The following is a 19938-nucleotide window of genomic DNA, read 5'->3' on the forward strand; positions in this document are numbered from 1 at the left end:
GCGCGGTCCCGCAGAACATGCCGCCCCGACCACGATGAGCCCCTTTGCCAACACCCCCGAGCCGCCTTACTACGCCGTCATCTTCTCGTCGCGCAGGACGCCGGACGACGATGATGGCTACGGCCTCATGGCCCAGCGCATGGTGGACCTGGCCGCGCAGCAGCAAGGCTTCCTGGGCGCGGAAAGCACGCGCGGCGAGGACGGTTTCGGCATCACCGTGTCGTACTGGTCCACGGCCGAATCCATTGCGCGCTGGAAGCAGGATGCCGAGCACCTGGTCGCCCAGCAACTGGGCAAGGACGCCTGGTACGAGCACTATGAGTTGCGCGTGGCCCGCGTGGAGCGTGCCTACGGCAAGCGCTGAATCCGGGCCGCCTCCGCTTGCACCACGGCCTCGGCCAGCAGCGCGATGGAGCGCGGCGCGCAGCCTTCGGCATCGTTGCTCACCGTCACAAAGGCGGGCAGCCCGCGGCTGGTGATGCCATCGATGGTCTTGGCTAGGATGGAGCGCGTGTGCACATCGGGCGTGCGGATCTCGTCAAAGGGATCGTGCTTGGTTTGCGCATCGGGGTAGCCGTAGGCCCCGAACTCGCGGTTCAGGTTCCAGCGGCAGACCAGGGGGCTGGGCCACAGCCGCCGCAGAAAAACCAATTGCTCTTCGATGGGCGGCATCTTGCCGTGCAGCCCCAGGCAGAAGGTGGCGCCTGCAGCGCGCAGCGTGTCCGCCAGCTCGGGCGTCAAAAGCTCTGGGTCGCGCACTTCCACCGCCACGATGATCTGTGCGCCCAGCGGATGGGCGGCCAGCGCCGCTCGCACCGCGTCCAGCATGGCCTGCAGTCGCGCCAGCAGTTCGGTGGGGCGGCTCAGCAGGCCCCAGGTCATGGGACTGAGCTGGAACACCAGCACGCCGAGCTGCTCGCCCAGCCCTTCGAGCGTGGGCTCGACGAAGCTGGTCACGGCCAGATCGGGTTGAAGGAACACGGGGTTCAGCGACATGCCCTTGCCATCCTCGTCGCGGACCTGCGCATCGGTGACCACCGAAGGGCACTTGACCACGAAGCGGAAATCGGCCGGTACCTGGCCCGCGAAGGCCAGGTACTGGCTGGCCGTCAACGGCCTCCAGAAGCTGCGGTCCACGCAGACCGTTCGCATCAGCGGATGCCGGCCATAGGCCTCCAGTCCCTTCTTGGCGAGCACGCTTTTGTCATAGGCGCCATCCCAGATCAGACCTTCCCAGCCCGGGTAGGACCAGGTGGAGACCCCCATGCGCAAGCCCTGCGGAAGCTGGTCCGCCAGCGCCTGCCACTGCAGGGCCTGGGGCGGCAGCTGCACGGCGCCGACGGCCTTGCGGGATGCCGGCTTGCGGCCGCCAGGCGCCGCGCTGGCGGCAGGCGGGGCCGGAGCGGAAGAGGGTGGGGACGGCGGCGGTGAGGGCGGCGCGCCAAACAGATCGTCTTGCATGGGCTGGAGCATGGATTGTCCATGATGCCGCTGCGCCAGCGCAGCCCGCGTAGGCACTCAGGCCACGCAGGCCCCGGCCGCACTGGCGATGTGCCTGGAGGCCAATGCCGCGTCGCAGGCCTGGGGCGGGATCGATTGACAGAGCCTAAGGCGCTCTTGAGGAATCACAGTTTTCAGTGATTGCCACCCACCCGCTTCCTTTGAACAATCCGCACTGACACCTCACGGGCAGCTGTACCGCCGTGTCGGGGTGCCCCAAGACACGCGAAACACGCAAAACACGCAAAGGAGAGGGTGATGCTGACCATAGAACAGGTAGTGGCGGGCTCGCAGCGGTCCGTGCTCATCACATCGGAGGGCGTATTCGCCTGGGGCAATCTGGAGGTGTTGCGCACCCTGCCCGAAGGCGTGGACGCTGCCGAGGTCTGTGCGCCCGATGCCACGCGCATCGGCCACCGCAGCTTTTCCCAGCCCGTGCCCCAGCGCCTGAGCCCCCGTGGCACGCGTTGGGAGGGGCTGGTGGATGCGGGCCATTCGCTGCTGGCCTGGGCGGATGGCCAGGCCTATGCCGTTGCGCCCCAGGTCCGCGATGCCGCGGGCGCCGTGCCCAGGCCTTTGGCCTTGGGCCGGCAGGATGCCGGGGTGCGGCGCATCTGGGCGGGTGAGCAGCAGGCCTATGTGCAGGACCACGAAGGCGCACTCTGGGGATGGTCGGATGCCATGCCCGGTGCGCAGCGCGTGCAGGGCCTGCCCTCCGTGCGCAACGTGTCCGTGGGCATGGGCCATGCGCTGGCGCTGGACGCCAGGGGGCAGGTCTGGTCCTGGGGCGCCAATGCGGCTGGCCAACTGGGGCAGGGCGATCTGGTGCAGCGCAGCCGTGCGCAGCGCGTGGTGCTGCCGCAGGGCGCTGCGGCCGTGGTGGCGGTGGCGGCGGGGGCCACGCACAGCCTGGCGCTGGATGAGAAGGGGCGGCTGTGGGGCTGGGGCTCCAACCACCAGGGCCAGCTGGACCAGGGGCTGCAGGCGGCCTACAGTCCCGGCCCCGTGCGCATTGCCGTGCCTGGGCGCCTCAGCAGTCTGGCGGCGGGCCTGCATTTTTCGGCGGCGACCACGCAGGGCGGGCAGGTGCTGGCCTGGGGCTGGAATGGCCTGGGCCAGCTGGGCCAGGGCGATGCGGCACCCCGCGCGGGCTTTCACACCGTGCCCGGCCTGACGGCGGTGCAGCAGATCAGCGTGGGCGGCACGCATGTGCTGGCGCTGGAGCGCGGAGGGCGCTGCTGGGCCTGGGGCGACAACCGCCATGGCGCCTGCCAGGGCGAGGACGGGGCACAGGCCCAGTCCCGCCCCCATGCGCTGGCCTTGCACGCCCTCAATGACCTGACCGAAACCAACGCATTCGCCGGCACGGCAAAGGAGGCCCTGTGAAGCATCTGCACCAGGAACATTCAATGCCAGCCCCGGGCCTGAACCGCAGGGCGCTGCTGCAATGGGGCGCCCTGCTGACGGCGGGCGCCGTGTTGCCCGGCTGCGGCGGTGGAGGCGGGCCGCGCGACGATCTGCCCGAGCCGCAGGCGCTGCGCTCCGTCAACGGCGTGCTGGAGCTGCACCTGAACGTGGGCTATGCGTCCATGGACATGGACCTGCCGGACAGCGACATCGCGCGCTGGGCCCGCTATCCGGCCGATCGGCAGCCCGGGCGGCGTCTGGAGCTGCGCAGCTTCAATGGGCGATACACGGCGCCCACGCTGTGGCTGCGCCCCGGCGACACGCTGAAGATGTGGGTGCACAACCAGCTGCCGGCCTCGCCCCAGGGCTCGGACTGGGCGCTGCTCAACCACCAGAACAGCACCAACATGCATTTCCACGGCCTGCACGTGGACCCGCGCGAGATACGGCCCGGCGTGTTTGGCGACTACGTGGTGGACGGGCCGGATGCCGGCATCGCGCCCGGCGCCACGCGCTACCACGAGATCCATCTGCCCGACGACCACAGTTGCGGCATCTACTGGTACCACCCGCATCTGCACGGCGCCACCAATGCCCAGGTCTCCAGCGGCATGTTCGGCGCCATCATCGTGGCCGATGCGCAGGACCCGTTCCGTGCCAGCGTGAACATGCGCGAGCGCGTGCTGTTCGCCCACAAGCTCACCGTCAACGCCAAGGGCCGCACCGATACGCTGGAAGACTCGATGCAGAATCCGGCCGGCGCCTTTTTGCTCAACGGCGCCTACCAGCCCACCATCGTGATGCGGCCCGGCGAGGTGCAGCATTGGCACATCGTCAATCCTTCATCGTTCTACCCGCTGCATCCCGTGCTCGACGGGCATGTGATGAATGTCTATGGCCGCGACGGCAACCATTACGGCGGCATCTACCGGCCGCTGAGCCGGCAGACGGCCGGGCAGCCGCTGGACATGCGCGACTGGCCCGGCAACTACATCTACCCGGGCGGGCGCCTGTCCATGGTGGTGCAGGCATCGATGGCGCCGGGCGAGTATTTCCTGCGCGCGGCCGCGTGCCCGTCCTTTCACCGGCCAAGCGGCAACGAGCCCTTCGAGGAGGTGCTGGCCCGGGTGGTGGTCCAGGGCGAGCCCGTGCAGGCCCGCGTGCCCGACCCGGCCCTGCTGCGCCGGCCCGGCGACTACACGCCCATCACCGATGCCGAACTGGCCAGCCATGGTGGCGTGCAGCGCGTCCTGCGCCTGGCCGTGCTGGCCGACGACGCGGACAAGGGCGTGCGCGACCCGGCCCTGGCGCCCATGCCGGCCGGCGAGAGCTGGGTGCTGAAGGTGGGCGGCAACCGATCGGTGTTTGCGGTGGGCACCGAGGCCATGCCGCTGGGCATGTCGCCCATCCATTCCAGCCTCACGCCTGTGCAGACCGTGCCCTTCAATGCGGTGGAGGAGTGGACGATCTACAACTACAACGGCTACCCGCATCCCTTTCACATCCACGTCAACGACTGCTATGTGGTCAGGGTCAACGGCGCGCCGGTGACGCCGTTCTGGGCCGACACCCTGCCCGTGCCGCCGGGCACGGGCAGCAGCGGGGCGGCGGGGGTCACCAAGGGCAGCATCACCTTTCGCATGCGGTTCGCGGATTTCCACGGCAAGTTCGTCTGGCATTGCCATGCGCTGGACCATGAGGACCTGGGAATGATGCAGATCGTGGATGTGCGGCCCTGAAAGCCGGGCTTGTCCGATCGGCCATTCCCGTGCCCTTCCGGCTTCATGCTGCAAGCCCTTGAATTCATTGGACTGCAAGAAATGCTTGCATTTGCGGGCGGGCCGTGAGCGGCCCGGCCCGAATCGCGTGTGGCACACTTGGCCGCTTTCCGGATTCCACGCCACGGGGCGCCTCTCGAATGCAAAAAATCATTGGCCAAATCGCCGCAGAACTGAATGTCAAGCCGCAGCAAGTGGGTGCTGCGGTCGAATTGCTTGATGGCGGAGCCACGGTTCCGTTCGTCGCCCGCTACCGCAAGGAAGTGACCGGCGGCCTGGACGACGCGCAATTGCGCCAGCTCGACGAACGCCTGGGCTATCTGCGTGAGCTGGAAGACCGCCGGGGCACGGTGCTCAAGGCCATCGACGAGCAGGGCAAGCTGACCGATGCGCTGCGCCTGGCCATTGCCAATGCGCCGACCAAGCAGGAGCTGGAGGACATCTACCTGCCCTTCAAGCAAAAGCGCCGCACCAAGGGCCAGATTGCCAAGGAATTCGGCATCGAGCCGCTGGCCGACAAGCTGTTTGCCGACCCCACGCTGGACCCGCACAAGGAGGCCGAGGCCTTCTGCAAGCCCGCCACCACCCTGGACGACGGCAAGCCGGGCCCCGATTTCTCCACCACCTTCGCCGTGCTCGATGGCGTGCGCGACATCCTGTCCGAGCGCTGGGCCGAAGACCCGGCGCTGGTGCAGAAGCTGCGCGAATGGCTGTGGGAAGACGGCCTGCTGCGTTCCAAGAAGATCGAGGCCAAGAACGAGAACGACCCCGAGGTCGCCAAGTTCCGCGACTATTTCGAGTACGACGAACCGATTGGCCGCGTGCCCTCGCACCGCGCCCTGGCCGTGTTCCGCGGCCGCGCGCTGGAGATCCTTGAAGCCAAGCTGGTTCTTCCCGTGGAGCCCGAGCCCGGCCAGCCCAGCCTGGCCGAAGGCAAGATCGCCCTGCACCTGGGCTGGAGCCACGCCAAGCGCGCCAGCGACGACCTGATCCGCAAGTGCGTGGCCTGGACCTGGCGCGTCAAGCTGAGCCTGTCCACCGAGCGCGACCTGTTCTCGCGCCTGCGCGAAGATGCCGAGAAGGTGGCCATCAAGGTCTTTGGCGACAACCTGCGCGACCTGCTGCTGGCCGCGCCTGCGGGCCAGCGCGCCGTCATCGGCCTGGACCCGGGCATCCGCACGGGCGTCAAGGTGGCCGTGGTGGACAGCACGGGCAAGCTGGTGGACACCACCACCATCTACCCGCATGAGCCGCGCCGCGACTGGGACGGCTCCCTGGCCGTGCTGGCCCGCCTGGTCGAAAAGCACCAGATCAACCTGATTGCCATCGGCAACGGCACGGCCAGCCGCGAGACGGACAAGCTGGCGGCCGACCTGATCAAGATCGCCAGCAAGGCCGATCGCCAGATCGAGAAGGTCGTGGTCAGCGAGGCCGGCGCTTCCGTGTATTCCGCCAGCGAGTTCGCCTCGCAGGAAATGCCCGATGTGGACGTGAGCCTGCGCGGCGCCGCCAGCATTGCGCGCCGCCTGCAGGACCCGCTGGCCGAGCTGGTCAAGATCGACCCCAAGAGCATCGGCGTGGGCCAGTACCAGCACGACGTGAACCAAAGCGAGCTGGCGCGCCAGCTCGACGCCGTGGTCGAGGACTGCGTGAACTCCGTGGGCGTGGACCTGAACACGGCCTCGGCGCCGCTGCTGTCGCGCGTCTCGGGCCTGTCGGGCAGTGTGGCCAAGTCGGTGGTGCGCTGGCGCGATGCCAACGGCTCCTTCAAGAGCCGCAAGCAGCTGATGGACGTGGCCGGCCTGGGCGCCAAGACCTTCGAGCAGTCCGCAGGCTTTCTGCGCATCCGCGGCGGCGACAACCCGCTGGACATGACGGGCGTCCACCCGGAAACCTATCCCGTGGTCGAACGCATCATTGCCACCACGGGCAAGAGCGTGGACCAGCTCATGGGCCGCTCCGAGGTGCTCAAGGGCCTGAAGGCCGAGCAGTTCGTGAACGAGCAGTTCGGTGCCATCACCATCAAGGACATCCTGGGCGAGCTGGAAAAGCCCGGCCGCGATCCGCGCCCGGACTTCGTCGTCGCCCGCTTCAATGACGGCGTGGAAGACATCAAGGACCTCAAGGAAGGCATGACGCTGGAGGGCACGGTCAGCAACGTGGCCCAGTTCGGCGCCTTCGTGGACCTGGGCGTGCACCAGGACGGCCTGGTCCACGTCAGCCAGATGAGCCACAAGTTCATCGAGGACGCGCGCGAGGTCGTCAAGACCGGCCAGATCGTCAAGGTCAAGGTGCTGGAGGTCGATGTGGCGCGCAAGCGCATCAGCCTGACCATGAAGCTGGATGCGGCGCCCGCGCGCCGCGACGGCCCCCGTGACAACCGCTTCGAGAGCGCAGGCCGGGGCAGCCAGGGCCATCAGGGCGGCCAGCGCCGCGCGCCCGAGCCGGCGCAGCAGTCGGCCATGGCCTCGGCCTTCGCCAAGCTGCAGACCCGCAAGTAAGGCCGGGCAGGGCAAGGCAGGAAACGCGATGGCTGCGCACGCACTGGATCTGCAGACGCTGTTGACCCAGACGCTGGCCCTGCCGGCGCAGCCGCGCATTGTGGCCCTGCTGCTGCGCGAGCTGGTGCCCGAGCAGCCCAGCCTGCGCCGGCTGAGCCAGCTGTTCGCGGCCGATCCCGCGCTGGCTGCCGGGCTGCTGGCGCAGGCCAACGGCCCGGTCTTCGGCATGGCGGGCCGTGTCACCGGCATTCCGGAGGCGCTGGCCCTGCTGGCGCCCGCGCAGTTGCGCCAGATCGTGCGGGGCATGCCGCTGGGTGTGGGCACCCATGCCGTGCCGGGCGTGGCCATGCCGGCCTTCTGGCGCTACAGCGTGGATGCCGCACGCGTGGCCCGCGCGCTGGCCGGCACGGTGCAGGCCAGCCCCACGGCGGCCTATGCGGCAGGCCTGCTGCACGGGCTGGGCGAGCTGGCCATGCACATGATCGATCCCGGCCGCGCGGCCACCATCTCCGAGCTGGTCGGCCCGCTGGACCCGCGCCGTGCCGAACTGGAGATGCGGCTGTGCGGCTACGCATACAGCCATGTCAGCGCAGGCCTGGCCCGGCGCTGGAATCTTCCGCCGCTGCTGGCCGACGCGCTGCAGCACCTGCACGCGCCGCTGGCCCAGCCTGGCTTCGATCCCCTGGCCTGTGTGCTGCACATCGCCGCCTGGCGCGCCCGATCGCGCGAGGCGCAATGGGGCGAGCGCGCGCTGGCCGTGAGCTTTCCCGGTGAAGTGGGGGTGGCTCTGGGCCTGGACATCGACATGGTGCTGCGCCAGGATCCGGTGGACTGGATGGCCGACACGGGCCTGGATGTGCTGCTTTAGGGCAGGACCGGGGGCCAGCGTCAGTTCCGGTGCCAGGGCGCCGGCACCATGTCGAAAAGCGGCGTGGGGTCGCGCCGGTAGGGCGCGGGGCTGATGGGCGCCATGGGCTGCATGGTCATGGGGTCGATGCGTGCCAGCTGCTGCATCCAGCCAATGTCCACACCGCCGCCCTGTGCGGGGCGCGAATAGATCAACTCCAGCATGCGCCGCGATGCCACATGGCCGTGGGACGCCGCCTGCTGGTACAGGCGCAGGGCCTCGGTGTAGTTGGCCGGCACGCCTTCGCCACGGTGATAGCGCTGGGCCTGCTCCCACTGCTGCTGGGCCGTGATGGGCTGGCGCACCTGGATGTCCTGCTCGCTGGGCGAGCCCCGCAACTCCGGCGTGCGCTGCAGCCGTTGCGGCCCCTGCGCCGCAGGCGGGGCAGACGTGCCCTGGGCCGACACCAGCTGGCCCGCGGGCCGCATGCGGTCGCCCAGCATCTGCGCATTGGTCGCCGCGCTGGATGAGCGTGGCGCCGCCGCGCGGAACTGGCGCAGGGCGGCCTCGGGCTCGTCCTGCGAGAGCAGGGCCAGGCCCCATTCCAGCTGGGCGCCGGGGCTGCCCGAACGCGCCGCGCGCTGCAGCAGTTCCTGGTCGGGCGTGCCTGCCACGGTCAAGGCCTCGCCCACAGGCTCGGCCGTGGACAGCGGCGCCAGGCGCCGGGCCAGCAGCCATTCCAGGTATTGCGCACGGGCCGGGTCGGTCTTGGCCAGCTGGGCGATCCAGGGCCTGGCGGCCGGTGGATCGGGGGGCTGGCCGCAACCGTCCATGGCGCACCAGGCCAGTCCAGCGCTGGCCAGCGGATGGCCGGCGCGCTGCGCGCGCTCGAACCATTGCCTGGCCTGCGGCCCGTCCTGCGCCATGGCAATGCCATGCAGTGCCAGCAGGCCCATGACCCATTGCGCCTCGCGCTGCGTGGCCGGGCTCACGCCCTTGCCTTCGGCGCGGCTGCGCAGTTGGGACAGGGCCCGTTGCTGGGCGGTATCCGAGGTCGAAGTGATATTGCTGGTGCCCGGCTGGGAGCCGTACACGCTGGCCGTCGCCACCCGGATGGGCATGACCGGCGTGAAGCGGGCTGCCGCCTGCACATGCGGCAGCACGGCGGGCGCCAGACCGGGCAGCACCACCAGCAGCCCGGGCAGCACAAGCCTGGCGGTCAGGCGCAGCCCGCGGCGCCGCCGCGGCGAGGTTTCATGAGCGCTGGAGGGCATGGCAGGTGCCTCTGGTTGGCTTGTGGTCCGCACCGTGCATCAGCGCTTGGCCTGGGCCGGTACCACCTGCCAGAAGCGGGCCGAGCCGGTGTACCCGTCTGCGCCCAGCGAGCTGGCCATGTACTGGTTGACATCCTCCAGGGAGCGCATGCCCGGGATGGCGATGAAGGCCTTGCCCTGCAGCAGCGTGGGCAGCTTGTCGGTCATGTTCTGCTCGGTAGCGAAGCAGGCCACGCCTTCCTTGCCGGGAGGGCCGGCGTTGATCACATAGCCGGGGTTGGGGCTCATCCAGTCGGGCAGGCGCACGGACTGGGCGGCGGTGATCCAGCCCGAGCGGTTCACGTCGTTGGGCACCAGCCGGGTGACCTCGCCATCGGCGCCAGCCATGAAGCACGACAGGTAGGAGGCACGCGACACGGTGGTGGACAGGAAGAGCTGCTCACCCGTCTCGAAGGAGGTGCGGGTGGGCGTGATGTTCTCCACCCACAGGTCCAGCTTGCGGTCGGGCGCGGGGGCGCCGTAGCGGTAGTCGCCCGTGCCCACGGCCACGTTCTCGGAGGCGGTGGTGACCGGCGCTGCGCTCTTGGTGTTCCAGCCAATGCGCGTGATGTGCCCATCGGCGCCCACGGCCACGAAGTCGCGCAGTGCGCGCTCGTAGGTGTTGAAGTCCACCACACCGTTGACCACCATGCCGCTGTCGGCCTGGAAGCGCCCTATGGCCTCGCGCCACTGCGGGTTGCCTGCGGTGAAGGCCGGGGCGTCCGGCGGCAGATAGCCCTTGCTGATCAGCGACTGGCGCACCAGTTCCTGGTGGATGCCGGCTTCGCCTTCCTCGTACCAGTCGCGCAGCTGGCGCTGGAAGTCGGGGTGGGTCTGGTCCAGCGTCAGGCACTGCCAGTAGGGCAGGCGCGACCATTTGCCCAGCAGCTCGATCATGCCCAGCTCGACCAGGGTGCGCACGGCCGGGCCCGAGCCCTGGGCATAGTCGCGGCCCACGCTGAACTGCACGCCGTAGGTGCCGATGCGGCCGGACAGGTCCAGCCCCTGGCTGCCGTTGCCGATGACGACCTCGTTGGCCGAATCCAGGCCCGGGATGATGGTGCGCGTGCGGAAGTCGCCCAGGTGCAGCTCCATGCCCAGCACGGCACCGCTGCGGTTGGCGCTGTAGCCGGTTTCCAGGCGCGAGGCGCTGGTGCCTATGTCCACGTTGTTGCGCAGCACGTTCTGGTCCATGAAGGACACGGCGCCCGACACATACAGGGCAGGGCGCTGCAGCTGGATCTGGTTGTTGTTGAGCAAGATGGTGGTGAGGTTCTGCACCGTATCCTGGCGGGCGATGTCCACCTCATAGTCCACGTAGCGGAAGGCACTGCTGACGCGCGACATCTGGGACAGGGCGGTGACCACCATCTCCTTGGCGGCCACGGCCACGCGGCCCGAGTAGTCGGGCAGCTGCTTGCTGGTGATCAGCACCGTGGGCATGTGGCTGTTGCGGAACATCCTGTCCATGCACATCAGCGAGTCGGAAAAGCTCGATATCGAGCGCACCGGCCGCACCACGGGGCGGTCGGCCGCATAGACCTTGTCCAGGTACTTGGCGTCCTTGCGCGCATCCAGCGGCGCGCAGCCCGACAGCAGCACGATGGAGGCAGAGACGGCGCAGGCAATGGCCCGCATGCAACCCTGTCTGCCGGACCATCGCTGGCGGAAAGTCCCACGGTCGTCCGCATGGCCGCCGAGTGCCGGCTGCAGCGCGGCATCGGGGCGGGGAAGTCCTGGCGATGGAAGGCGGTTGCGCATGATGGACCTCTGCTGGAAAACGGCGAGCCAGGGCACAGGCGCGCACGGGCGTCGGCGCCGGAAATGGGGGATCGAGAAATGGTGGGCGGCCCGAAGGCTGGCCGCCCGGTGTCGCGCTAGCGGCAGACGTTGACCAGGTCGCCCTTGAGGACCACGATCTGGTCCTTGGTCTGGGGCCCGTAGCGGTTGAATGCGCTGGCGTTGGTGTTGCTGGCCAGGTCCTGGGTGCAGGTGCGCTGCATGCCCGTGCTGCTCGTCGTGGTCGTGGTCACCACGTTCGCCTCGGTGGAGATACCGGGCGCATTGGTCATGGACATGGCTTCGTAGCGCGCGATCTTGGCCTTGACATTGATGGGGATGTCGGTGACGGTGTCCAGCCCTGACGATGTCGGCTGCTTGGCCGTGGGCAGCCTGAGGTAGTCGACGGGCTTGTTCAGCACCACCGGGTCTTCGCCGGGGGCCGCTGCATGAAGGGGGTTCGCTCCGAGGGCGAGCCAGGCCAATAGGGCAGCCGAACAGAGATGGGCGGCGGTGTGCATGGTGGGCTCTCCTGGTGCGGTGAGCTGGGTCTTCGCCGGGAAGGTGCCGCCGGGTGGCCTGGGGCCGCCCGGCAGTTTCCTTCGTCCGGCAGCCAGGCTCAGTGGTTGTTGTAGCAGGTCACGCAGCCGTTGTTGCTGGAGATGTTCTGCACTGCCATGGAACCGTTGCCGGCGTAGTTGATGATGCCGGAGTTCTTGGCAGCCACCACCTGGATCGAAGTGCTCTTCACGTCCACTTCGCCATAGTTGGAGGCCAGGTTGTTGACGGCCACTGCGCTATAGCCATCGGCCTTGTTCAGGATGCCGCTGCCGGTGGCTGCGACGACCTGCAGCGAGCTGCCACTGCGATCGATGGTCACGTTGCCTGCATTGCTGGCCAGGTTCTGGGAGGCCTTGCCACCACCCGTTGCCACGTTCAGCACGCCGCTCCTGTTCAGCAGGGTGACCTGAACGCTGGGGCCATTGATTTCGATCTGGGAGCTGCTGCTGCCGCCGCCGCTGCCGCCACCGCCGCCACCACCCATGGGGCCTGCCATGGCAGCTGTTGCGATCAAGCTCAGGGAAAGAATTGCAAGCGATTTCATGATGGCTCCTTGATGAAGAATCGGACTATCAGGAAGAGGTGTGTAAGCACCCGTTTTGCAGACACTTTGCGGAGGTTTCCGGCTTTGTCTCCCTGGACCCCTGCTCGTTGTCTGGACTCCAATGTGCTCGGGGAGATCCGTCCGTTCCATCTCTTGTCCGGGGTAGCCATGAGCGCTGATCCACTTGCCGGGTACTTACCCACCCAAGCCGTTTGCAGGCAGGCTGCATCGCGTTAAAGCGGCAGCCGTGCGCAATGAGTGGATCTGGGTAGTTTCAAGGTGTAACGACAGAAAATTTACGGTTGCAGCTTTGCTTGGGGTCGCCGTTTCGGCGGGTGCGGGGGTTTTTGGGCAACCTGGTGTATCGAAGTGCACGCAACTGAGGCCGGCGGCGGCAGCAAAGGCAGGATCGGCCTTTGTCACAGGGCGGGATTGAAGGCGCGGTGCGTGGTGTCTGGATCCGCAAGATCTGCCGGACCGGCGCTCAGGAAACTCCGTAGTCGATTCCTCACACAAAGGTGTTAATTTGTAATCTACGCAATCTTTCACAAACTTCGTCAAAGATTGTGGATATCGGTTGCGATTTCTCTTAATGTGGAAAGGCAAGTCTGTGATCGGTTGCGTCATACACATGGCGTGACATTTGAGGAGAGCAGCATGAATCCATCCGACGTTCCCGCCGATGCCCGTCCCCTGATCGCCGAGTCCCCTCGCGCCCAGGGCATGCTGGGCACAGGTCTGAGCTCTGCCATGTGGCCCGACTACCTGGCGGGCCAGCCCGACAAGCCCGTGCGGGTGCTGCTGGTGGACGACGATGCCCATATCCGCATGGTCATTGCGCAGGAAATCATGAACGACCCGCGCACCCTGGTCGTGGCCCAGGCCGGCAGCGTGCGCGACGGGCGCAAGGCCATCCGCCAGCATGAATTCGACGTGATGCTGGTGGACCTGAACCTGGGTGACGGCGAGGGCTTCGAGCTGCTGGACATGATGAAGACCGTGCGGCCCACGGCCGAGGCCGTCATCATCTCCGTGATGGAAAACGACGAACAGGTGCTGCGCGCCTTCGAGCTGGGCGCCACGGGCTACCTCGTCAAGAACTCCTGGTTCGGCAACTATCCGCAGGCCGTGCTGCAGGTGGCCAATGGCGGCGCATCCGTCACCCCCAGCCTGGCGCGCAGGTTGCTGCAGCGCTTCGACAAGACCCAGGGCGCCGAGCCCAAGCGCCGCACGCCCGACGAGGCAGACCGCCTGTCCACCCGCGAGCGCGAGGTGCTGCGCATGGTGGCCAGCGGCTACACCAGCGCCGAGATCGGCTCGCGCCTGATGATCAGCGCCATGACGGTCAACACGCACATCAAGAACATCTACCGCAAGCTGCAGGTGCGCACACGCGCCCAGGCGGTACGCTTTGCATCGCTGCGCGGCCTGTTCTGATCCTGGGGCGGCGTCCTGCCCGCAGCGGCCTGCCGCCGCCCGGGCCATGGCGGCCGCGCCTGGCACGGCTTGGCCATGAAAGATCCCCTTCGCACGCTGGCCATCTGCCTGGCCCTGGGCCTGCTGCAGATGCTGGGCCTGTGCGCCTGGCTCTGGCAGGCGGGCGCACGGGCCCCGCCGTGGCTGAGCCTGGTCAGCCTGGCCCTGCTGGTATCCACGGCGCTGCTGTGCGCTATGGGCGCCCGGCGACTGCACAGGCTGCTGCTGTGGCGGCGCCGGCGCAGTCCCCGGCCCTCGCGCGAAGTGCAGGCCGAGCGCCGGCGCATTGCCGCCGACCTGCACGACGGCGTGGGCGGGCTGCTGGTGCATGCCATGGCCTTGCTGGACCCGCGCGAGACCCGCCAGCGCCAGGCGCAGGAATTGCTGGAGCAGGGCTTGCTGGACCTGCGGCTCATGGTGGATGCCATGGACGCCATGGAAGACGCCTTGCCCGTGCGGCTGGCGCGCCTGCGCCACCGGCTGCAGCCCGTGCTGGACCGGCGCGGCATGCGCATCTGCTGGAGCGTGGCCGATCCGCATGCCGCCGCCGGGCTGCGCGGGGTGCCAGACCTGCCCGACCTGCCAGACCTGCCGCGTGGCCAGCCTTCCCAGCAGTTGCTGGCCATCGCCCAGGAGGCCGTGAGCAATGCGCTGCAGCATGCGCGCGCCACCACGCTGTGGCTGGTGCTGGAGCCGGTGGATCGTGCAGATGCTGCAAGCCCTGGCCGCGATGCCCGGCGTGCATTGCACTGGGAACTGCGCGTGGAAGATGACGGCTGCGGCCTGCCTTCCGGCCCTGGCCCTGACCCTGGCCCTGCGCAGGGTGCCATCCCGCCTGGCCTGCAGGGCATGGGCCTGGCAGGCATGCATCGCCGCGCCCATGCCATCGGGGCTGTGCTGGACATCCTGCCGCGGGCCGGTGGGGGGACCGTGGTGCGTGTGCGCTGGTGATCGGGCCGATGCGCCGGCGGCAACGGCGGCAACGGCGTTCCGGCAATTGCGGTGCCCGCTGACAGGGCAGGCCTGCGGCGCGCTGTGCAATCCCCCGATATGCGGATGTGAGGCAGTATCCATACCTGCATCCCAGCCCTGACATCCCGTTTCCATGAACCCACATTCCGACCCTGCGCCGTCGCCTTCACGGCAGGCGCTTCCTGCCGCCGCCGAAGGCGCCAATGCGGCCAATGCAGCCGCGAATTCCGCCGCCCATGCCGCCACCCATGCAGATTTCGCGCGCAGCGTGCGTTCGGCCCTGCCGGGCCTGGCACAGCTGGCCGACATGGTCCCCGCGCTGCGCCTGCTCACCGGGCTGCTGGTGGCCAGCATCGTCATTGCCGGCCTGTATTTCGGCCAGGGCCTGCTGATTCCGCTGGCGCTGGCGCTGTTGTTCGGTTTTTTGTTGGATCCTGCGGTCTCCCGGCTCAAGCGCTGGGGCATGCCGCGCATGGCGGCCACGCTGCTGGTGGTGGTCATGGCGCTGGCGACACTGGCGGGAATGGGTACCTATCTGGGCAGCCAGGTGCAGCAGCTCAGCGCCGATCTGCCCACCTACCAGAACACCATCCGCGACAAGCTGCGCAGCCTGCGCAGGAACGCCAACATGCCCAGTGCCTGGGACGGCGCGCTGCGCACCTATGACACCGTGGAGCGCGAGATATCGCGCGGCGCCACCACGCCCCGCGTGCAGAAGGTGGAGATCCAGTCGCCCGAGCAAAAGCCCACGGCGCGCATGCTGCAGTGGCTGGGCCGCGTGGCCGAGCCCGTGACCATGGCCGGCATCGTGCTGCTGTTCGTGATCCTCATCCTGCTGGACCGCGATGACCTGCGCGACCGGTTGCTGCGCCTGATGGGCGGCAACCTGCACGTGGCCACCGACGCGCTGGACGAGGCCTCGCAGCGCATAGGCAAGTACCTGCGCATGCAGTTCGTCGTCAACATCACCTACGGACTGCCCATGGCGGCGGGGCTGTGGTTCATTGGCGTGCCGGGCGCCATTCTCTGGGGCGTGCTGGCGGCCATCATGCGTTTCGTGCCCTATGTGGGGGCCATGATCTCGGCCGCCTTCCCGCTGGCGCTGGCCTTTGCCGTGGACCCGGGCTGGCAGATGCTGCTGATGACGCTGGGCCTGATCATGGCGCTGGAGCTGATCAGCAACAACCTCATCGAGCCCTGGCTGTATGGCAGCAGCACGGGCCTGTCCACGCTGTCCATCATCGTGTCGGCCACCTTCTGGACAGCGCTGTGGGGGCCGATTGGGCTGATCCTGTCCACCCCGCTGACGGTCTGCCTGCTGGTGCTGGGGCGCTACATCCCGGCGCTGCAATTCATGGAAGTGCTGCTGGGCAGCTCGCCCGTGCTGGGGCCGGCCCAGCGCCTGTACCAGCGCCTGCTGGCCGACGACGTGGAAGACGCGGTCACGCTGGCGCATGAACTGGTGGACGCAAGGCTGCCGGCGCGCGCCTCGGCGGACGAACGCTCGGCAGCGGTGGCCGGTTTCTATGACGAGGTGGCCATCCCCGCACTGCGCCTGGCCACGCAGCAGCACCTGGAATCGGCCACGGCCGAACACCGGCTGCGCCTGTCCAGCGGCATGGATGCCCTGATCGAGGAACTGCGCGAAAGCCATCCGCCGCCCGCTGCGGCCCTGGCCACGCGCGCCCTGCGCATCCATTGCGTGGGCGCGCGCTGGGAGGTCGATGCCCTGGCCGCCGCCATGGTGGCGCACAGCGAGGCGCTGCGCGGCCACGTGGTCAGCTGCTCGGACTGGGCCCTGGCCGCCGACCCGCAATGGCGCCAGCTGGGACCGGGGCAGGGCGGCCTGCCGCAAGGCCACGCAGGAGCCCAGGCCCTGGCCGAGGCGCAGTTGCTGGTGCTGTCCGTCTTCAGCACCCAGCCCCAGACCGTGGTGCGCCAACTGATGCGCCGCGTGCGCCGCCATTGGCCGCACCTGCGCGTGGTGCTGGCGCTGTGGAATGCGCCGGCCGTGGTGTCCGACCCCGAGTTCGCGCGCCGCTGCGGCGCCGCCGCCTGCGTGTCCGGCCTGCGCGAGCTGCAGTTGTGGGTGGACGCCTTGCGCCTGCCTGACGCGGCAGGCCAGGGCCTGGCCGCGCCCATTCCCGATGACGATGCGCAGCGCGTGCGCCAGCTGCACGACAGCGGCGTGCTCGCGCCCGGCCTGCCGCAGCTGTACCACGAGGCAGCCCAGCAGGCCGCGAATGCCTTCGATGTGAAATGGGCCCAGGTCTCATGGGTCGATGCCGACCGCGTGCACACGCCGGGCAGCCTGCTGGTGGCGGACCAGGGCGACCCGGCTTCCGCCGGCATGCCGCGTGCGCAGTCCATCTGCTCCTACGTGGTCCATGGCGGTGACGCCCTGGTGGTGCATGACGCTGCGCGCGACCCCCGATTTGCCGGCAACCCCGCGTTGCAGGCGATGCGGCTGCGCTTTTATGCGGGCGTGCCGCTCAAGAACCGCCACGGCACGGTGCTGGGCAGCTTTTGCATCATGGACGACGCGCCGCGCGAGGTCTCGGCGGCCGATCTGGAGCTGCTGGGCGTCATGGCCGAGCAGTTGATGCAGAACGTGGAGGTGCGCCGGATGATGGAAGCTGGCGCAGCGCCGGCTCCGGTGCAGACTTCGGCACAAACTCCGGCGCAAGTGGCATCCCAAACGACACCCCAGCCACCATCGTCGTCACCATCGACAACACCCCAGCCGAGTGCTGGCGGCTGAGTCCCGCTTACAGCGAGGTGGCCAGCATCTGCTCGTAGTCGTCGGCGCTGGCCAGGCGCGGGTTCGTGCCGTGGCAATGGTCCTTGAGCGCGCCGCCGATCACGGCTGCGAACTGGGCGCGCTCCACGCCCATGGCCGCCAGGCCCGTGGGCAGGCCCAGGCGGGCGTTCATGTCGCGTATGGCTTCGGGAATGTCGCTGCCCGAGTCCAGGCCCATGGCGTGGGCCATGCGCTGCAGGCGCTGTTCGGCGCGCACGCTCTCTGCCTCGGCATTGAAGCGCACCACGGCGGGCAGGAACATGGCGTTCAGCGTGCCATGGTGCAGGCGCGGGTTCACGCCGCCCAGGCTGTGGCTGAGGCTGTGCACGCAGCCCAGGCCCTTCTGGAAGGCCATGGCGCCCTGCATGCTGGCGCTCATCAGCTGGCGGCGCGCCTCGGCATCCTGGCCGTTGCGCGTGGCGCGTTCGATGTGGGCCCAGCCGCGCGTGAGGCCATCGAGCGCAATGCCGTCGGCAGGCGGGTTGAAGGCGGCCGCCATGAAGGTCTCCATGCAATGGGCAATGGCGTCCATGCCCGTGGCGGCCGTCAGCATGGCGGGCAGGCCGTAGGTCAGTTCCGGGTCGCAGATGGCGGCACGGGGCACCAGGTGCCAGCTGTGAAAGCCCAGCTTGCGGTGGTCGTCCACGATGATGATGGCGCCGCGCGCCACCTCGCTGCCCGTGCCGCTGGTGGTGGGCACGGCGATCAGCGGGGCCACGCGCTCGCTGATGCGCGGCGAGCCTCCCTCGATGGTGGCGTAGTGCGACAGCGGCCCTTCGTGCGTGGCCGCAATCGCCACGCCCTTGGCGCAGTCGATGGCGCTGCCGCCGCCCACGGCGATCAGGCCGTCGCAGCGCTGCTCCTGGTAGATCGCAGCGGCCGCGCGCACGGCGGCCTCGGTGGGGTTGGAGGGCGTCTGGTCGAACACCGCATGCGGCATGCCGCCCAGCGCATCCAGCGCCTTTTGCAGCACGCCAGCGGCCTTGACGCCCTGGTCGGTGACGATCAGCGGCCGCGTGATGCCCACGCGCTCGCACTCCTGTCGCAACAGGCGCACGGCGCCGAAGTCAAACTGGATCTGGGTGACGTAGTTGATGAAGGCCATGGTCGGTGACTCGTTGCGGGCCGTTGCGGCCCATGGTGGGGATCAGGGGGAGTGCGCCGAATCTAGACCGCGCGTGCTGCACTGCAAACAAAGCAAACCCTGAGAGGGCGCTGCGGCGGTCACGGGGGCGACAGCGCGGGCATGCGCTGCCATCGCATGGCTGCCAGGGCCTTGTGCTCGCGGCACAATGCCTGCTGCGCCGTGCCGGCCTGGCCGCACCTTGCCGGCCGCACCTCGCCGGTCGCACCTCGCCGGTCGCACCGAATTGCCTTGCCAGATAGTCGCTACCGAACCTGTCCCTGAACGTGCTCCTGAACGTGCCCCAGACTGAATCCTCCTCCCATGCCACGCCGCTGCCGGCGTCCCTGACCCACCAGATGCGCGATGTGCTGCGCCGCATGGAGCGCGCCGCGCGTACGCCCCTGCACCAGCTGGGCGCCGAGGGCGCACGTGCCGCCTACGAGGCGGGGGCCGGCGTGCTCGAAATTCCCAAGCCGGTTCTGCCGCGTGTCGAGGATCTGCAGATTCCCGCACGCGATGGCGCCTTGCTGCCCGCTCGGCTCTATGCGCCCGTGGAGCGCAGCCAGGCGCCGGCCACGGGCCTGCCCGTGCTGCTGTACCTGCACGGCGGCGGCTTCACCGTAGGCAGCGTGGCCACGCACGACGTGCTGTGCCGCCAGCTGGCCCATCTGTCGGGCGCCATGGTGGTCTCGCTGGACTATCGGCGCGCGCCAGAGCACAAGTTTCCCACCGCGCACAACGACGCCTGGGACGCGCTGCAGTGGCTGGCCGCGCAGGCGGCCTCGCTGGGCGCCGACCCTGCGCGCCTGGCCGTGGGCGGCGACAGCGCGGGCGGCACGCTGGCCGCGGCCTGCGCCATCCATGCGCGCGACACCGGCCTCAAGCTGGCCCTGCAACTGCTGATCTACCCGGGCACTACGGCGAACCAGGACACCGACTCGCACCGCCGCTTCGCCCACGGGCTGGTGATCGACGAGCCGGCCATCACCTGGTTCTTCGCCCAGTACCTCAACAGCCCCGCCGACCGCGAGGACTGGCGCTTTGCCCCGCTGCTGGCCCCCGATGTGGACGGCGTGGCCCCGGCCTGGATAGGCCTGGCCGAATGCGACCCGCTGGTGGACGAGGGCGTGGAATACGCCGACAAGCTGCGCATGTCCGGCGTGCCCGTGGACCTGGAGATCTACCGGGGCGTGACCCATGAATTCGTCAAGATGGGCCGCGCCATTGCAGAAGCGCGCCGTGCACATGCCGACATGGCGCGCGCCTTGAGCGACGCCTTCGCGGCCTGAAGGCCAAGACGCACCAAAACACCCCAAGACACCCCAAGACACCCC

15 protein-coding genes are annotated in these 19938 nt (G+C 68.8%); 9 read left to right on the top strand and 6 right to left on the bottom strand.

The genetic code is table 11. The features are described from left to right. The first annotated feature begins 34 nt into the window (after window positions 1-34). Window positions 35-364 carry an antibiotic biosynthesis monooxygenase family protein gene (locus BW39_RS07675; protein ID WP_016446802.1) on the top strand — a complete coding sequence of 110 codons (330 nt, stop codon included), beginning with the start codon at window positions 35-37 and terminating at the stop codon, window positions 362-364. On the opposite strand, the gene BW39_RS07680 is transcribed toward BW39_RS07675, so the two are convergent. After that, window positions 349-1461, bottom strand: a complete 1113-nt coding sequence (locus BW39_RS07680) for a DUF72 domain-containing protein (protein ID WP_043821137.1) — start codon at window positions 1459-1461, stop codon at window positions 349-351. The genes BW39_RS07675 and BW39_RS07680 overlap by 16 nt on opposite strands. A gap of 297 nt (window positions 1462-1758) precedes the next feature. On the opposite strand from BW39_RS07680, the gene BW39_RS07685 reads away from it, so the two are divergent. The 4 genes from BW39_RS07685 (at window position 1759) to BW39_RS07700 (ending at window position 8054) form a co-directional block, all read left to right on the top strand. Continuing rightward, on the top strand, window positions 1759-2886 hold the full coding sequence (locus BW39_RS07685) for an RCC1 domain-containing protein (protein WP_043820878.1): 1128 nt from the start codon (window positions 1759-1761) through the stop codon (window positions 2884-2886). A 23-nt stretch (window positions 2887-2909) separates the two neighbouring features. Beyond that, window positions 2910-4646, top strand: a complete 1737-nt coding sequence (locus tag BW39_RS07690; RefSeq protein WP_043821138.1) for a multicopper oxidase family protein — start codon at window positions 2910-2912, stop codon at window positions 4644-4646. Window positions 4647-4825: 179 nt separating this feature from the next. After that, a complete protein-coding gene (locus tag BW39_RS07695) occupies window positions 4826-7186 on the top strand; it encodes a Tex family protein (RefSeq protein ID WP_043820880.1) in 2361 nt (786 codons plus the stop codon). A 28-nt stretch (window positions 7187-7214) separates the two neighbouring features. After that, window positions 7215-8054, top strand: a complete 840-nt coding sequence (locus BW39_RS07700) for an HDOD domain-containing protein (RefSeq protein ID WP_043820881.1) — start codon at window positions 7215-7217, stop codon at window positions 8052-8054. Between the two features lie 20 nt (window positions 8055-8074). On the opposite strand, the gene BW39_RS07705 is transcribed toward BW39_RS07700, so the two are convergent. From BW39_RS07705 to BW39_RS07720, 4 genes are all read right to left on the bottom strand, one after another. Further along, a complete protein-coding gene (locus tag BW39_RS07705) occupies window positions 8075-9307 on the bottom strand; it encodes an SEL1-like repeat protein (protein WP_043820884.1) in 1233 nt (410 codons plus the stop codon). 39 nt (window positions 9308-9346) lie between these two features. Next, window positions 9347-10984 carry a DUF4384 domain-containing protein gene (locus BW39_RS07710; protein WP_043820886.1) on the bottom strand — a complete coding sequence of 546 codons (1638 nt, stop codon included), beginning with the start codon at window positions 10982-10984 and terminating at the stop codon, window positions 9347-9349. A 239-nt stretch (window positions 10985-11223) separates the two neighbouring features. Beyond that, entirely contained in the window at window positions 11224-11646 is a 423-nt protein-coding gene (locus tag BW39_RS07715) for a hypothetical protein (protein ID WP_012205216.1), read from the bottom strand. Between the two features lie 98 nt (window positions 11647-11744). Beyond that, window positions 11745-12230 carry a hypothetical protein gene (locus tag BW39_RS07720; RefSeq protein WP_012205217.1) on the bottom strand — a complete coding sequence of 162 codons (486 nt, stop codon included), beginning with the start codon at window positions 12228-12230 and terminating at the stop codon, window positions 11745-11747. Window positions 12231-12887: 657 nt separating this feature from the next. Between BW39_RS07720 and BW39_RS07725 the strand changes: the two genes are divergently transcribed. The 3 genes from BW39_RS07725 to BW39_RS07735 all read left to right on the top strand — a co-directional run bounded on the left by BW39_RS07725 (window position 12888) and on the right by BW39_RS07735 (window position 17439). Continuing rightward, window positions 12888-13667, top strand: a complete 780-nt coding sequence (locus BW39_RS07725; RefSeq protein WP_012205218.1) for a LuxR C-terminal-related transcriptional regulator — start codon at window positions 12888-12890, stop codon at window positions 13665-13667. Between the two features lie 75 nt (window positions 13668-13742). Beyond that, window positions 13743-14657: a sensor histidine kinase gene (locus tag BW39_RS07730; RefSeq protein WP_235264163.1), complete on the top strand. Its 915-nt coding sequence runs from the start codon at window positions 13743-13745 to the stop codon at window positions 14655-14657. A 154-nt stretch (window positions 14658-14811) separates the two neighbouring features. Then, entirely contained in the window at window positions 14812-17439 is a 2628-nt protein-coding gene (locus BW39_RS07735) for an AI-2E family transporter (RefSeq protein WP_043820890.1), read from the top strand. Window positions 17440-17446: 7 nt separating this feature from the next. On the opposite strand, the gene BW39_RS07740 is transcribed toward BW39_RS07735, so the two are convergent. Further along, entirely contained in the window at window positions 17447-18583 is a 1137-nt protein-coding gene (locus tag BW39_RS07740) for an iron-containing alcohol dehydrogenase (RefSeq protein WP_012205221.1), read from the bottom strand. A 305-nt stretch (window positions 18584-18888) separates the two neighbouring features. Here BW39_RS07740 and BW39_RS07745 point away from each other — a divergent pair, with 305 nt between their 5' ends. Beyond that, entirely contained in the window at window positions 18889-19893 is a 1005-nt protein-coding gene (locus tag BW39_RS07745; protein WP_043820892.1) for an alpha/beta hydrolase, read from the top strand. Window positions 19894-19938 lie beyond the last annotated feature (45 nt).

Origin of the sequence: Delftia sp. RIT313 (genome assembly GCF_000632165.1) — a bacterium.
GTDB lineage: Bacteria > Pseudomonadota > Gammaproteobacteria > Burkholderiales > Burkholderiaceae_C > Comamonas > Comamonas acidovorans.